This is a genomic window from Variovorax sp. M-6, from assembly GCF_052114385.1.
Taxonomy (GTDB): Bacteria; Pseudomonadota; Gammaproteobacteria; order Burkholderiales; family Burkholderiaceae_C; genus Variovorax.
Window position 1 is genome coordinate 175,443 of sequence record NZ_JBFREQ010000010.1, and the last position, 14,135, is coordinate 189,577.

15 protein-coding genes are annotated in these 14,135 nt (G+C 67.9%); 5 read left to right on the forward strand and 10 right to left on the reverse strand.

The features are described 5' to 3' along the window. Positions 1-73 precede the first annotated feature (73 nt). From AB4Z46_RS14195 to AB4Z46_RS14210, 4 genes are all read left to right on the forward strand, one after another. Entirely contained in the window at positions 74-370 is a 297-nt protein-coding gene (locus AB4Z46_RS14195; RefSeq protein WP_442284141.1) for a putative quinol monooxygenase, read from the forward strand. A gap of 240 nt (positions 371-610) precedes the next feature. After that, positions 611-967, forward strand: a complete 357-nt coding sequence (locus AB4Z46_RS14200; RefSeq protein WP_442284142.1) for a hypothetical protein — start codon at positions 611-613, stop codon at positions 965-967. 148 nt (positions 968-1,115) lie between these two features. After that, complete coding sequence (locus tag AB4Z46_RS14205) at positions 1,116-1,562, forward strand: SRPBCC family protein (protein ID WP_442284143.1); 447 nt, start codon at positions 1,116-1,118, stop codon at positions 1,560-1,562. An 81-nt stretch (positions 1,563-1,643) separates the two neighbouring features. Further along, complete coding sequence (locus AB4Z46_RS14210; protein WP_442284144.1) at positions 1,644-2,123, forward strand: VOC family protein; 480 nt, start codon at positions 1,644-1,646, stop codon at positions 2,121-2,123. A 46-nt stretch (positions 2,124-2,169) separates the two neighbouring features. Here the strand turns inward: AB4Z46_RS14210 and AB4Z46_RS14215 are convergent, their stop codons facing one another. Further along, positions 2,170-2,583, reverse strand: a complete 414-nt coding sequence (locus AB4Z46_RS14215; protein WP_442284145.1) for a PPC domain-containing DNA-binding protein — start codon at positions 2,581-2,583, stop codon at positions 2,170-2,172. Positions 2,584-2,666: 83 nt separating this feature from the next. On the opposite strand from AB4Z46_RS14215, the gene AB4Z46_RS14220 reads away from it, so the two are divergent. Then, entirely contained in the window at positions 2,667-3,323 is a 657-nt protein-coding gene (locus AB4Z46_RS14220) for a DUF2238 domain-containing protein (protein WP_442284146.1), read from the forward strand. Here AB4Z46_RS14220 and AB4Z46_RS14225 read toward each other — a convergent pair. The 9 genes from AB4Z46_RS14225 to AB4Z46_RS14265 form a co-directional block, all read right to left on the reverse strand. Then, a complete protein-coding gene (locus tag AB4Z46_RS14225) occupies positions 3,293-4,405 on the reverse strand; it encodes a porin (RefSeq protein ID WP_442284147.1) in 1,113 nt (370 codons plus the stop codon). The genes AB4Z46_RS14220 and AB4Z46_RS14225 overlap by 31 nt on opposite strands. Before the next feature lie 79 nt (positions 4,406-4,484). Continuing rightward, the gene (locus tag AB4Z46_RS14230) at positions 4,485-5,219 is read right to left on the reverse strand and encodes an RNA polymerase sigma factor FliA (protein WP_442284148.1); all 735 of its coding nucleotides are present in this window, start codon (positions 5,217-5,219) and stop codon (positions 4,485-4,487) included. 42 nt (positions 5,220-5,261) lie between these two features. Then, complete coding sequence (locus AB4Z46_RS14235; RefSeq protein WP_442284149.1) at positions 5,262-6,134, reverse strand: MinD/ParA family ATP-binding protein; 873 nt, start codon at positions 6,132-6,134, stop codon at positions 5,262-5,264. A gap of 10 nt (positions 6,135-6,144) precedes the next feature. Beyond that, complete coding sequence (flhF, locus tag AB4Z46_RS14240; protein WP_442284150.1) at positions 6,145-8,637, reverse strand: flagellar biosynthesis protein FlhF; 2,493 nt, start codon at positions 8,635-8,637, stop codon at positions 6,145-6,147. After that, complete coding sequence (gene flhA, locus AB4Z46_RS14245; RefSeq protein ID WP_442284151.1) at positions 8,634-10,736, reverse strand: flagellar biosynthesis protein FlhA; 2,103 nt, start codon at positions 10,734-10,736, stop codon at positions 8,634-8,636. Before flhA ends, flhF begins: the two co-directional genes overlap by 4 nt. Further along, the gene (gene flhB, locus AB4Z46_RS14250; protein WP_442284152.1) at positions 10,733-11,872 is read right to left on the reverse strand and encodes a flagellar biosynthesis protein FlhB; all 1,140 of its coding nucleotides are present in this window, start codon (positions 11,870-11,872) and stop codon (positions 10,733-10,735) included. The genes flhA and flhB overlap by 4 nt, the downstream gene beginning before the upstream one ends. A 119-nt stretch (positions 11,873-11,991) precedes the next feature. Further along, positions 11,992-12,633 carry a protein phosphatase CheZ gene (gene cheZ / locus AB4Z46_RS14255; RefSeq protein ID WP_442284153.1) on the reverse strand — a complete coding sequence of 214 codons (642 nt, stop codon included), beginning with the start codon at positions 12,631-12,633 and terminating at the stop codon, positions 11,992-11,994. Positions 12,634-12,638: 5 nt separating this feature from the next. Beyond that, positions 12,639-13,028, reverse strand: a complete 390-nt coding sequence (gene cheY, locus AB4Z46_RS14260) for a chemotaxis response regulator CheY (RefSeq protein ID WP_442284191.1) — start codon at positions 13,026-13,028, stop codon at positions 12,639-12,641. Positions 13,029-13,060: 32 nt separating this feature from the next. After that, positions 13,061-14,086 carry a protein-glutamate methylesterase/protein-glutamine glutaminase gene (locus AB4Z46_RS14265; RefSeq protein WP_442284192.1) on the reverse strand — a complete coding sequence of 342 codons (1,026 nt, stop codon included), beginning with the start codon at positions 14,084-14,086 and terminating at the stop codon, positions 13,061-13,063. Between the last annotated feature and the right edge of the window lie 49 nt (positions 14,087-14,135).

Consider the following 14,135-nt stretch of genomic DNA (forward strand, 5'->3'; position numbering starts at 1 on the left):
CGCGCGGCGACGACCGGCTCATGCGCAACTTCACGGGGACGCGACTCGAAGCATCTACACCAAAGGCAACACCTTGACACTCAAAGTCATCGCACAGGACTTCATGCAGCACGAGTTTCTGGACATCGTCCGCCCGCTGTACCGGGAACTGGTCGAGAAGACCCGACAGGAACCGGATTGCATCGCCTACGACCTGTACGTCGACCAGAAGAACCCGGGCCATTTCATCTTCGTCGAGGAATGGCCGGACCGGCAGGCGCTCGACGCGCATTGCAGGACCGAGCATTTCAGGCGGCTGGTCCCGCAGATCAACCAGCACCAGGAGAAGGATTGCATCGTGCTGCTCATAGACCCGATGGCCGAACGGTAGTTGCGCCCCCAACGCCGTGGCGCTGGAGCGGTTCACTTCTGCGCTGCAGCAGACCGGCCGCCTCCACAACTTTGTGGAGACTTCGGCCGCGGCAATGCCTGACCCCTGGTCGGACCTGTGTGGTCAGGGCGCCTGCTGTTGCATGATGCGGCCTGGAGCGGTCGGGCGACGCATCCGTGAAGAATGAGCGAGCGCTGAATCGCCGTCGCGCCACACGGAGTGCTCCGGTTGTCGCCAGACATGAACGATGCCAATCCCTATTGGGCAATTCTCGAAGCCGCCTTCTCCGATACGTCGGAGATCATCGTGCCCGAAGGCACGGATGAGGCTGCGTATTTCGAGCGGCTTCGCTCGAGGATCCGAGAGCACGCCACCTGCGCGGAACTGGTATCGGCCTCGGTCCGGAAGCCAGGATTCCCTCATCGTGGGCTTGGATCGACGGTCTTCGGGTACACGGTTGCGAGATCGAATCTGGATGGCTACTGGCTGGTCTTCCAGCCCGATGAAGGCCGGTTCTACTGCTTTTCAGGCACGGATCGAGACAACCTTGGCGCCTTCGGCGTCTGTGGAAGTCCACTTTATTGCTGGTGGGCTTGAGAATGTCGAAGCCGTCTCCCGACGGCCGCATGCGGGAACTGCATTGAAGCTTGGATTCCCCTTCGTCTTGCGGTATATCGCGATTTCCCGCAGGCTCGTTCGTCGTGTCAGTGGAGGGTCGTCCTCTGCACTTCAGGAGATCACAGCCATGGCTACCAACACCGTTCGTCTGCATCGCGTGCTGCGCACCTCGCCGGACCGGCTCTACCGTGCCTTCGTCGAACCCCGCGCTTTCGAGCGCTGGCTGCCGCCCTTCGGATTTACCGGCCAGGTCCACACCATGGAGCCCGTGGTCGGGGGCGCCTGGCGCATGTCCTTCACCAACTTCGGCAGCGGCCACAGCCACTCGTTCGGCGGCAAGTACCTGGAACTTGTCCCCGGCCAGCGCATTGCCTACGATGCAACGTTCGACGACCCGAACCTGCCGGGCACCATGAAGACCACCGTGACGCTGACCCCGGTGTCCTGCGGCACCGACATGTCCGTCGTGCAGGAAGGCATCCCCGAGGTCATTCCGACCGAAATGTGCTACCTGGGCTGGCAGGAATCGCTGCTCGCGCTGGCCCAGTTGGTCGAGCCGAATATTCCGGGTTGAAGAGTCCGCGTTCGCGCCGAGGAGCAGACTTCAGGACGCCACCGTGGCGAGCCGGCTGCTCAACGTTTCAGGAGACACGAAATGACCAGCAAGAACACGATCTGTCTGTGGTACGACGGCACTGCCGTTGACGCCGCAAACTTCTATGCCGCAACATTCCCCGACAGCGCGGTCGGTGCCGTCATCCGCGCACCGGGCGACTATCCCGACGGCAAGCAGGGCGACGTCCTGGTCGTCGAGTTCACCGTCGCCGGAATCCCCTGCATCGGGCTGAACGGCGGCCCGCAGTTCAAGCACAGCGAGGCCTTCTCTTTTCAGATCGCGACCGACGACCAGGCCGAAACCGATCGCCTGTGGAACGCGGTCGTCGGCAATGGCGGCCAGGAAAGCGCGTGCGGCTGGTGCAAGGACCGCTGGGGTTTGTCATGGCAGATCACCCCGCGCGCCCTCACCGCGGCGATGGCCGACCCCGACCGCGCGGCGGCCAAACGCGCGTTCGACGCGATGATGACCATGACAAAGATCGACATCGCCGCGATCGAGGCGGCACGGCGGGGCTGAATCCCGCTCCCTTGGAGCGGAGCAAGCCCTCGGGCTGCAGTCGACTTCAAGGCTTGTCCTTGACTTGCCGACGGCGCGCGACCAGTTCGAGAAACCCGGTCGCCGCATCGTGCTCGCGCAGCAACTCCCATTGGGCTGCCTGCACAAGAAGCAGTTCGGCGGTGGTCCTGACCACATTGCCATACACGACGTGTCCGCCCCTGACCTCGCCTTCTGAAGACGCGATGCTCATGTGCAGATGGGCGCCTTGACGGGTCACGGTACCCGACAGCGTGAGGATTTCGAACGGGCCCTCGTAACAAGCCTCCTCGCTCTTTCCGGCCAGTCGAAGTCTTGGATCGATGAGACTGCCGATTCCGCAAAGGACGAAGGCGCCATTCTGGAATTGATCACGGACCAGTGACTCCAGCGACTGCCTGAGATCGCAGCCGGGCGGAAGGCGGACGGGCAGTGGGCGCATTCGCGAAGCGTACACGGTCGACCGCCAGGCCAGGCGCGCTCCGCGATACTGGCAACTTCGGCCTCCGCCACCCGACCCCACCCATGCCCGCCCACCGCACCCCCGCCCTGCTTCTCGCCTCGGCCGCGCTCGTCGCCCTGCTCCTGCTCTCGGGTCTGCACCCGCACGACCGCGCCACCTGGTGGATGGAGGTGGCGCCGGTGCTGCTCGCGCTGCCGTTGCTGTGGGCCACCTACGGCCGCTTTCCGCTCACGAGGCTGCTCTACGCATTGATCTTCGTGCACTGCGGCGTGCTGATGCTCGGCGGCGCCTACACCTACGCCCGGGTGCCGCTCGGCTTCTGGCTGCAGGACCTGATGCATCTGGGCCGCAATCCCTACGACAAGATCGGCCACTTCATGCAGGGCTTCGTGCCGGCGCTGGCGGCACGCGAGATCCTGGTTCGCGGCCAGTATGTGCGGGGCCGCAGGATGCTGGCCTTCGTGGTCGTCTGCATCGTGATGGCGATCAGCGCCAGCTACGAGCTGATCGAATGGGGTGCCGCGCTCGCGATGGGGCAGGGGGCCGACGAATTCCTCGGCACCCAGGGCGACCCGTGGGACACGCAGTCGGACATGTTCATGGCGCTGATCGGCGCGGCGATGGCCCTGCTGCTCCTCTCGCGCGTGCACGACCGGCAGATGGCGGTGCTCGCGGCGCCCCCGGCCGATCAGAAGCTGTGGCGCAAGCCCAGGTCGTAGCCGTTCGCGCTGCGGTTGGGTTCCGTGACAGCGCCGTTCAATCCCACCGCCGAGCCGCCGCTGTTGTTGACGTGCGAGTAGGTGGCATAGGCCACGGTGCGCTTCGAGAAGCTGTACACGTACCCCAGCGACAGCTTGCTCGCCGCCGGGTCGCCGACGGCGTCGGTGCCGTAGCGCGACCACGCGAACTTGATCTGGTTGCCGCCGACCGGCACGATCATGCCGAGGACATAGCCCGTGGCCTTCACCGGCACGAAGCTGTCGACCTTGTCGCGGTAGTAGCCGGCCGAGACCTCGACGAGCTTGAGATCGTAGGTCGCGCCGACATTGGCCACGGTGATGTTGCCGTTGGTCGGCGTGCGCAGGTAGTCGGTGCGGCCCGCCGCGACGGCGATCGAGAACGGGCCCGATCCCCAGCCGATGCGGCCGCTGTAGCCGGTGCCATCGTCCGAGGTCGGCAAGTGCGAGACGTTGTCGCCCATGAAGTACTGCACCTCGCCGAAGAAGCCGCCCAGGCCCGGAGGCAGGTAGTAGCCGACCATGTTCGAGACCCGCGTGGAGGTGGGGCCGGCGATCGATCCGACCTGCGGCTGGATGGTGCCGACGCCGTTGTTGTCGAACGGGTCGACGTCGCTGCGGTTGCGGTAGTGCGCCGCGAAGTCGCGGCCCAGGCGCAGCTCGCCCCAGAAGTCGATCAGGCTGACCGTGGAGCGGCGGTTGAAGCTCAGCGCGTCGGCCGATGTGGCGCCGTTCGGCTGGTTGTTGGTGTTGCCTGCGACCCCGGTGCCGGTATCGATGGTGACGCCGGCTTCGAGCCAGAAGCCCGCCCCCAGGCCGCCTCCCAGGTCCTCGATGCCGCGGACACCGAAGCGCGAGGCCGAATTGCCGCTGCTGTACAGAGAGCTGCGGTGGGAGATGCTGCCGCTGCCGTAGCCCAGCACGGCATCGGCGACGCCGAACAGCGTGACGCTGCTGCCGGTGACCGGGCCTTGCACGGCGCTCGACTGTGCGGCGGCGAGGCCCGCAGCGCAGAACGCGCCCAGCGCGAGGGTCGCAGACGTGGCCGACGTGACTCGTCTCATCTCGTTGTCTCCTCTGCGCATTGCGCTGCCGCTCCGCGCGAGATGATAGGCGAGTCCGAGGCGAGCGCCGCGCCCTCCCCTACAGCAGATCCTTCAGGCGCGCCCGCAGCCGGCTGATCGCCTGGCTGTGCAGCTGGCAGACCCGGCTCTGGCTCACTTCGAGGATGGCGCCGATCTCGCGCAGGTTCAGTTCTTCCTCGTAGTAGAGGTTCAGCAGCAGCTGGTCGCGCTCCGGCAATGCCGTGATGGCATCGATCAGCTGATGGCGGAAGCCGCTTTCGAGCAATTGCTCGAGCGGGTCGTCGCTCGCGCCCTGCCCCTTGCGTGCCTCCTGCGCGTGCAGATCGAGAAAGGGATTCTCCGATTCGCCCTTCGCGAAGTCCTCGACGTAGACCAGCTGGCAGCCCTGGATCTCCTGCAGCAGCGACTGGTAGGCCTCCAGTTCGATCTTGAGCTCCTTCGCGATCTCGCCTTCGGTGGGCGAGCGGCCCAGCCGGTGCTCGAGCGCGTGGATCGCCTTCTCGACCCCGCGCGCCGACTGGCGCAGGCCGCGCGAGCCCCAGTCGCTGGCGCGCAGCTCGTCGAGCATCGCGCCCCGGATGCGCTGGCTGACGAAGGTCTCGAACTGCGCGCCCTTGTTGTCCTGGTAGCGGCTCGATGCGTCCAGCAGGCCCAGCATGCCGGCCTGGATCAGGTCGTCGAGCTCGACGCTTGCGGGCAGCTTGGCGATCATCTGCAGCGCGATGCGGCGCACCAGCGGCTGATGCTGCTCCAGCAGGTGGGACTTTTCAATGGTGCCCTGTGCGGTGTACACGTCCGGTCCTTTGTTGCATGTGCGTTGTTCGATTCATCGGGCTCAGGCGACGGCCGCGCGCTGCGCCGGCGTCGCCCTTACCCATGGCGGGTCGACGCGCGGGCCCTGCGGCGGCGCCGCGACGGACCGCACGGCGCGCGCAGCGGGCCGCCAGGGCCAGCCGCCCATGTCGACCGCGACGCGGCGGAAATCCACCGCCGCCGGGCTGGCCGGAAAGGCCTCCACCACGGTCTGCCGCAGCCGCCGCGCGTCCGCCAGGTGCGGATCGGCCCGCACCCAGCCGGCCGCCTCGAGCGACACCGCGAGGTAGCGGCTGCCGGTGTTGGCCAGGTTGGTGGTGATCCGCTGCGCCTCTTCGGCGCCGGCGACGCCATCGACGAGGAAGCGCAGCTGCTTCAAGCCATGCGCGTAGTGCAGGCGCTTGATGCCCGCGTAGGCCGAGGTGATGGATGCGGCGCTCGGCTGCAGCACCAGCAGCAGTTCGTCCGCCATCCGGGCCAATGCCGACAGCCGGCCCTCGGCGTCGATCTGCGCGGCGATCAGCACCACGCCGCCGCGGCACAACAGGCGCGGGTCGATCTCCGCGTGCCGATCGCCGAGCGGCGCCGGCAGCACGCCGACGCCGCAGCCGGCACGCGCGACCGCGCCCTCGCAGCTCAGCCGGCGGTCGGCCACGTCGGCCAGGTCGCCGAGCGGATCGATGGCCCAGGCGGCGCAGATCGCCGCCGCCGTGCCACCGTGCTCGTCGAGCACCAGCACGTCCTTGCCCTGGTGGACCAGGGCCGCGCCGAGGTTCATGGTGGCTGCGGCGGCATCCTCGCCGGGCCCCATGCCCGCGACGGCAATGACGCGCGTCGGCGTGTGCGCCAGCAGGCGCCGCAATCCGTCTGCCTGATCGGCAACCAGCTTGGTCATGTCTTGCTCCTCAACCGTGCTGCTCGAGCGCCCGGGGCTGCTGGGTCGGCGCGGTGGACTCGGTGCCGAGCGCCTCCAGCAGCATGAAGAGCTTGCCGACCCCGAGATACAGCGCGTTGCCGGTCAGCGGCCGGCTCGATCGCACCGGCCGCCCTGTGAGCTGGTTCAGCAGCATGCGGGTGCGATCGGCCCACTCTCCCTTCGCATGCAGCAGGCGCCAGACCGTGGTGGTCACCTGGCCGGCGATCAGCAGGCGCTTCATCATGTCCGGGTCGCCCAGCTCGCCCATGCCGCCCACCAGCTGCACGCCCTGCCGGATGAGGCGGAAGCAGGGGTCGGCCTCGGCCGCCCAGCCCTGCCATTGGGCCAGCTGGCGTGCCGGCACCTCGCCGCCGATGTTCGACAGCAGGTAGCCCTGGGCCAGGATCTTCTGGCCGCGCTCGTCGAGCACGCGCGTGATCACGCAGCGCAGCACCGGCAGCGCGTCCTTGTCGACGGCCGCCGTCGAGCCCAGGCGAAGCAGCACCTCGGCATGGGCCTCGCACTGCAGCGCGGGCTTGCCGCGGAACACGACCGCCCGCGCTTCGCCGAACTCGACAGGCAGCCGCGCCAGCGTGCTCGACGCCTCGGAGACCGGGTCGGTCACCGCGGTCGAGCCCGGCGCGCGCGCCAGCCATCGCTGTCCCTGGGCTTGCCATTCGGCCATCGATTCGACGCCCGGCAACCGGGGCAGCACGTGCACCAGCGTGCGGCCGAGCGACTGCTGGCGCAGCCACTGGACCTGCCGCAGGCCCGGCTTGCGCCTGGCGTCCGGGCCGCCGCGCACCGCCGCGGTCGACAGCCACTGATTGGGCGCCGCGAGCGGCAGGCCGCTGCGGTCGGACAAGAGCAGGCTGCTCTGGCATTCGTAGGCGTCGCCGCCTTCGTTCGAGCGCAGGCCGACCTGCCCCGACAGGGCCAGCACGTGGGTGTCGCACCCGGCCACGACCTCGCTGCGCGCCTGCACCAGCAGGTCGTCCAGCACCGACTTGTGGCCGATGGCCCCGTCGCCCGCGTTGCGCCACAGGCGGCGCGCGCTCTCGAAGCCGATCTGCGCCCCGGCCAGCGCGCCGGCGGCGGTCGCGAGCTCCTGGGCGTCGTGGGCCATGGCGCGGATCAGGTTCTGGTACTGCAGCCGCAGCCGGTCGGCCTCGGCCTGCGCCTGGACGACCTGGGCCTGTGGCGCCGCGCCTGCGGACTCCTCCTGCATGTCGACCTCGGCCGGCACGAACAGCGGGTTGTGGCGGCGCGGCTGGAACACGCTGTCGACCAGCTGCGAGCGGTCGGCCAGCATCAGGTTCTCCGGCACCTTCTGGCCGCTGGAGATGTAGTGCACCGGCAGCCGGTGGCGGATCACGGTGTCGATCAGCGCGCCCGGGTGCGTGGACTCGTCGACCTTGGTGAAGATGCAGCCCGCCAGGTCGTTGCCGGCACCGCCGTTGCGATAGGCGTGCACGACTTCGTTGAGCGTATCGCCGTGGCTGGTCGCGTTGAGCAGCAGCAGCCGCTTGACCGGACGGTGGCTGTTGCACAGCATCGCGATCTGGTCCGACACCGAACGGTCGCGCTGGCTCATGCCGACCGTGTCGATCAGCACCATGTGCTTGTCGCGCAGGTCCTGCAGCACCAGGTGCAGGTCGGCCGCATCCTTGACCGCGAACACCGGCACGTCGAGGATCTGGCCGTAGATGCGCAACTGCTCGTAGGCGCCGATCCGGTAGCTGTCGGTGGTCACCAGCGCCAGCTTGTCGGCGCCGAAGCGCATCACGCAGCGCGCCGCCAGCTTGGCGGTGGTGGTGGTCTTGCCGACGCCGGTCGGGCCCATCAGCGCGTAGACGCCGCCTTGCGCGAGCAGCGCGTCCTCGTCCTCGTGCACCGGCACCGCGCGGATCAGCTCGGCCCGCGCGAAGGCCATGCCCTGCGCATAGGTCTGGCCGGTCGGCAGTTTCTCCAGCATGGCCTTGGACAGGCGCGCGCTGAAGCCGGCGCCGAGCAGCGTGCGCAGCAGGCGGCCGCGCACCGGGTCCTGGCGCTGGCGGTCGTTCCAGACCACGCTCGCGAGCTGCTCCTCGAGCATGCCGCGCATCGAGTGAAGTTCGTTCATGACCACGTCGGTGGGTGCCACCGGAGCGGCGACCGTGGCGGCCGGCGCTGGAGCCGAAGTCGGAGCCGGCATTGCCGCAGGCATCGGCATCGGCATCGGCATCGGCGTCGCCGGTGCGACCGGTGCCGGTGCCGGTGCAGCGATCGGCGCCTTGGCGGCCACCAGCGGCGCGGCGCTCGCCACCGCCTGCGTCACTTCGCTGTCGGCCATGGCCACGATCTCGACTCCCTCGGGAATCACGCGATGGTTCAGCACGATGGCTTCGGCGCCGAGCGCCTCGCGCACCAGCCGAAGGGCCTCGCGGCTGGTGGCGGCAACGAATTTGCGGGCCGTGGCCCGCACGTCTGTAGAAATGCTCAAACTCTTCCTCCGATGGTGGCGGTGATCTTGATGTTGCGAGAGTCAGGAATCTCCGCGTGGGAGAGCACCTTCAACTGGGGCAGGCTGCGGCGCAGGAAGCGCGACAGCAACACGCGCAGCGCGTGCTGCACGACCAGCACCGGCGCCAGGCCCATCTGTTCCTGGCGCACGATGGCGGCCTGGGCCTGGCGCAGCAGGTTGTCGGCCAGGCCGGGCTCGATGCCGCTGCTGCTGGTCATGGCCTGCTGCAGCACGCTGTCGAGCGAGCCGTCCAGCCCGATCACCTGCAGCTCGGTGTCGCCAGGGAACAGCTGCTGCGTGATCGCGCGGCCGAGCGCCAGCCGGACCAGCGTCGTCAATTCGGTCGCGTCCTTCACGGTCGGCGCATGCTCGGCCATGACGTCGAGGATGGTGCGCATGTCGCGGATCGGCACTTCTTCCTCGAGCAGGTTCTGCAGCACCTTGTGCAGCGTGCTCAGCGTGATGACCTTCGGCACCAGGTCCTCGGTCAGCTTCGGCGCGGTCTTGGCGATCTGGTCCAGCAGCTGCTGCACTTCCTGCCGCCCCAGCAACTCGGCGGCATGGGTCTGGATCAGGTGATTCAGGTGGGTGGCCATCACGGTGCAGGCGTCGACCACGGTGTAGCCGTGGATCTGTGCCTGCTGGCGCAGGTTGCCGTCGATCCACACCGCCGGCAGGCCGAAGGCCGGGTCCTGCGTCAGCGTGCCGGGCAGGCTGCCCGTGACCTGGCCCGGGTTGATCGCCATCCATTGGTTCGGGAAAGCCTCGCCGCGACCGATCTCGACGCCCTTCAGGCTGATCACGTAGGTGTTGGGCTTGATCTCGAGGTTGTCGCGGATGTGCACCACCGGGACCAGGAAGCCGATCTCCTGCGCGATCTTCTTGCGGATGCTCTTGATGCGGCCCAGCAGTTCGCCCTGCTGCGACTGGTCCACCAGCGGGATCAGCCGGTAGCCGACCTCCATGCCGAGCGGATCGACCAGCGAGATGTCGTCCCAGCTGGCCTCGGCGGCCTCGGCCACCGGCCCGGCCGCAGCCTGCGCGGCCTGGGCCGCGGCCGCTTGCGCCGCCTCCTGCCGCGGCTTGCGCTTGAGAAGGCCTCGGCCCAGCCACGCCAGGCCGCCCGCGATCAGCAGGAAGGCCAGGTTCGGCATGCCCGGGATCATGCCCATCAGGCCGATGATCGCGGCCGTCAGGAACAGCACCTGCGGGTTGGAGAACAGCTGGCCCGTGAGCTGGCTGCCGACGTCCTCGTCGGTGGTCACGCGCGAGACGATCACGCCGGCCGCGGTCGAGATCACCAGCGCCGGGATCTGGGCCACCAGGCCGTCGCCGATCGCCAGCAGCGTGTAGGTCTTGCCCGCGGTCGAGAAGTCCAGCCCGTGCTGCACCACGCCGACCACCAGCCCACCGATGATGTTGATGACCATGATCAGCAGGCCGGCGACCGCGTCGCCGCGCACGAACTTGCTGGCACCGTCCATCGAGCCGTAGAAGTCGGCTTCCTGCGCGACTTCGGTGCGGCGCTTGCGCGCGATGTCCTCGCCGATCAGGCCGGCGTTGAGGTCGGCGTCGATCGCCATCTGCTTGCCGGGCATGGCGTCGAGCATGAAGCGCGCGCCGACCTCGGCGATGCGCCCCGCGCCCTTGGTGATCACCATGAAGTTGATCAGCACCAGGATGATGAAGACCATCACGCCGACCGCGAAGTTGCCGCCGACCAGGAAGTGGCCGAAGGCCTCGATCACCTTGCCCGCCGCATCGGGCCCCGTGTGGCCGTGCATCAGCACCACGCGGGTGGAGGCCACGTTGAGCGACAGCCGCAGCAGCGTGGAGAACAGCAGCACCGCCGGGAAGGCGGCGAAGTCCAGCGCCTTCATCGTGTACATGCTGACCAGCAGCACCATCACCGACAGCGCGATGTTGAAGGTGAACAGCAGGTCGAGCAGGAAGGGCGGCAGCGGCAGCACCATCATGCTCAGGATCATGATGATGAGGATCGGGCCGGCCAGTCCCTTGAACGGGCTGCCGGAGAAGAACTGCGTCGGCAGACGCATCAGATTGGTCATCGCGTTCATGGAGCCACCGTGTATTGAAGTTCTTCGGGAACGGCGACGTCGGTCGGCGTGCGCGGCGCCTCGCCGCCTTCGGTCTTCCAGCGCTTGAGCTGGTACACCCACGCCAGCACCTCGGCCACCGCGGTGTAGAGGCCGGCGGGAATCTCGTCGCCCAGCCGCGTGTGTTTGTAGAGCGCCCGCGTGAGGGGCGGCGCCTCGAGGATCGCCACCTTGTTGGCGACCGCGATCTCGCGGATGCGCTGCGCGATCAGGTCGGTGCCCTTGGCCACCACGCGCGGCGCGCGCATGTCGCCGTCGACGTACTTGAGCGCGACCGCGAAGTGCGTCGGGTTGGTGACCACGATGTCCGCCTTCGGGACCTCGGCCATCATCCGGCGTTTGGCCATCGCCTGCTGCTGGCGGCGGATCTGCGCCTTGATGTGCGGGTCGCCTTCGCTTTCCTTGTGCTCCTGGCGCACGTCCTCACGCGACATGCGCAGCTTCTTGTAGTAGGTCCAGAGCTGCCAGGGCACGTCGACCAGCGCCACCAGCAGCAGCGCGGAAGCGATCAGGGCGCAACTGCGCGCCACCAGCATGATGGTGTGCGGCAAGGCGGTCGTTTCGGGCTGGCCCAGCAGCGCCATGACCGCCTCGAGGTCATCCATGATCACCAGGTAGGCGACGCCGCCGATCAGCAGCGACTTGGCCAGCGCCTTGACGAGTTCGGCCAGCGACTGGGAAGAGAACATGCGTCCGATGCCGGCGAGCGGGTCGAGCTTGCCGAAATTGGGCGAGACCGCCTTGCCCGACAGCAGCCAGCCGCCGAGCATCATCGGCGCCACCACCGCGGCCACGACCATCATCGCGAACAGGGGCGCGAGCGCCATCAGGGTCTGCATCCCCATCCAGGCGGTGCGGGCCAGCATCTGCGTGGGTTCGTAGGCGATGCCGCGCTCGAACTGCAGGCCGCGGCGCATGGCGGCGCTCAGGGTGCCGCCGAGCGACTCGGCGGTGAACCAGAGGCCGCCGATGGCGGTCGCCAGCATCACCAGCGTGGTCAGCTCGCGGGAGCGGGCCACATTGCCTTCTTCGCGCGCCTTTTCGAGGCGCCGCTCGGAGGCCGGTTCCGTTTTTTCGAGATCGCTTTCCTCAGCCATTCATGCTCCTGGAGCAGCAGGCGAGGAACGCCTGCACATGACTGATTATTCGATTCGAAGGGCCGGAACAATCGCCCGATCAAGAGCGCTAACGCCCTCCTTCTCGCCCAATGGGCAGGTCAGAAACCGAGGCTCTCCAGCAAGTCGTCGACCTGCGACTGGTCGGCCACCGCATCGGGGTGCCCGGCCACGATCTGCGGGCCGTTCTGCAGGCTGTTGTTGACGATTTCCTGCCGCTTCTCGAGCGGCGTGTTGTCGAGCAGGACCTGGAGCAGCTCGGTCTCCATGCCGTTGACCACTTCCATCATCTTCTTGATGACCTGGCCCGTCAGGTCCTGGAAGTCCTGCGCCATCAGGATCTCCATGAGCTGCGTGTTGATCGCATTGGCCTTCACCGGCACGTCCGCCAGGTAGCCCCGCGTGTCCATCACGAGTTCGCGCGCATGGTCGAGCTCGATCGGATTGGCGAACCATTCGTCCCAGCGCTTGCTCAGGCCCTTGGCATCGGTGGCCAGCCCTTCCTGCAGCGGCTGCGCGACGTCGATGGCGTTGAGCGCGCGGTGCGCCGCCCGCTCGGTGGTCGCGGCCACGTAGGCCAGCCGGTCGCGGGCATCGGGGATCGCCTGGGCCGCCTTGGCCACCTCCTTGTCGAGCCCCAGTTCGCGCAGGCCTTCGCGCAACTGACGCGTCAACTGCCCGATGCGGCCCAGCAACTCTTCGGCGGTGTTCCCCTGTTCGGCGTCGATCGCGTTCTTGCTCATGGTGCTCAACCTTTGCTGAGTTTCTCGAAGATCTTGGTGATCTTCTCTTCGAGCGTGGCGGCCGTGAAAGGCTTGACCACATAGCCGTTCGCGCCGGCCTGCGCCGCCGCGACGATGTTCTCCTTCTTGGCCTCGGCCGTCACCATCAGCACCGGCAGCTTGCTGAGCTCGGGGTCGGCGCGGATGGTCTGGAGCATGGTCAGGCCGTCCATGTTGGGCATGTTCCAGTCCGAGACCACGAAGCCGAAGTTGCCGCCGCGCAGCTTCTCGATGCCGGCGGCGCCGTCCTCGGCTTCGTCGACGTTGAGGAACTCGAGCTCCTTCAACAGGTTGCGCACGATGCGGCGCATGGTCGGGAAGTCGTCCACGACCAGGATCTTGATGCTCTTGTCAATCACGTTTTTCTCTCCACTCAAACAGTTCGTTGTCAAACCCGGTTCGTGCGCGCACCGAAGGTGCGCAGGTGCGCCAGCACGCGGCGCGCCATCTCTCCCAGCGGGGCCACCTCGTCAGCGGCGCCGAGCGCGATCGCTTCCTTCGGCATGCCGAAGACCACGCAGCTGGCCTCGTCCTGGGCGAAGGTGTGGGCGCCGGCGCGCTTCATGCGCAACAGCCCCTCGGCGCCATCCTTGCCCATCCCCGTGAGGATCATCCCGATCGCGTTCTTGCCGGCATGCCTGGCCGCCGAGTCGAACAGCACGTCGATCGAGGGGCGATGGCGGTTCACCGGCGGCTCCTGGTCCAGGTGGGCCACGTAGTTGGCGCCGCTGCGGCCGAGCGACAGGTGGAACCCGCCCGGCGCGATGTAGGCATAGCCCGGCAGCACGCGCTCGCCGTGCTCGGCTTCCTTGACCGTGATGCGGCACAGGCCGTCGAGCCGCTGCGCGAACGAGCGCGTGAAGCCCGCAGGCATGTGCTGCGCGATGAGGATCGCCGGCGAATCCGGCGGCAGCGGCTGCAGCACCTCGCGGATCGCCTCGGTGCCGCCCGTGGAGGCCCCGATGATGATCAGCTTCTCGGTGCTCAGCAGCGGACTGCGCAAGAGCGCCTCGGGCGCGCCGTCGGCCGCGCCGCGCGCCGAGGCGGCATGCCGCGACGGCAGCAGCCGGGCGCTGGCGGCCGTGCGGATCTTGCCCGCGATCAGCTCGGTGTAGTTGAGCAGGCCGTCGCGCACACCCAGGCGCGGCTTGGTCACGAAGTCGATGGCGCCTAGTTCCAGTGCGCGCAGCGCGATTTCCGAGCCGCGCTCGGTCAGCGACGACACCATGACCACCGGCATCGGCCGCAGGCGCATCAGCTTCTCGAGGAACTCGAGGCCGTCCATGCGCGGCATCTCGACGTCGAGCGTGAGCACATCCGGGTTGGTGACCTTGATGAGGTCGCGGCCCACCAGCGGATCGGCCGCCGTGCCGACGACCGTCATGTCAGGCTGGCTGTTGATGATTTCGGTCATCACGCTGCGTATCAACGCCGAATCGTCGATGCACAACACCTTGATCTTG

What these genes read in the sequence shown, in the direction of transcription:
- AB4Z46_RS14200 (WP_442284142.1), top strand. Translation starts at nt 611, where the DNA reads ATGAACGATGCCAATCCCTATTGGGCAATTCTCGAAGCCGCCTTCTCC.
- AB4Z46_RS14205 (WP_442284143.1), top strand. Translation starts at nt 1,116, where the DNA reads ATGGCTACCAACACCGTTCGTCTGCATCGCGTGCTGCGCACCTCGCCG.
- AB4Z46_RS14210 (WP_442284144.1), top strand. Translation starts at nt 1,644, where the DNA reads ATGACCAGCAAGAACACGATCTGTCTGTGGTACGACGGCACTGCCGTT.
- AB4Z46_RS14215 (WP_442284145.1), bottom strand. Translation starts at nt 2,583, where the DNA reads ATGCGCCCACTGCCCGTCCGCCTTCCGCCCGGCTGCGATCTCAGGCAG.
- AB4Z46_RS14220 (WP_442284146.1), top strand. Translation starts at nt 2,667, where the DNA reads ATGCCCGCCCACCGCACCCCCGCCCTGCTTCTCGCCTCGGCCGCGCTC.
- AB4Z46_RS14225 (WP_442284147.1), bottom strand. Translation starts at nt 4,405, where the DNA reads ATGAGACGAGTCACGTCGGCCACGTCTGCGACCCTCGCGCTGGGCGCG.
- AB4Z46_RS14235 (WP_442284149.1), bottom strand. Translation starts at nt 6,134, where the DNA reads ATGACCAAGCTGGTTGCCGATCAGGCAGACGGATTGCGGCGCCTGCTG.
- flhA (WP_442284151.1), bottom strand. Translation starts at nt 10,736, where the DNA reads ATGAACGCGATGACCAATCTGATGCGTCTGCCGACGCAGTTCTTCTCC.
- flhB (WP_442284152.1), bottom strand. Translation starts at nt 11,872, where the DNA reads ATGGCTGAGGAAAGCGATCTCGAAAAAACGGAACCGGCCTCCGAGCGG.
- cheZ (WP_442284153.1), bottom strand. Translation starts at nt 12,633, where the DNA reads ATGAGCAAGAACGCGATCGACGCCGAACAGGGGAACACCGCCGAAGAG.
- AB4Z46_RS14265 (WP_442284192.1), bottom strand. Translation starts at nt 14,086, where the DNA reads ATGACCGAAATCATCAACAGCCAGCCTGACATGACGGTCGTCGGCACG.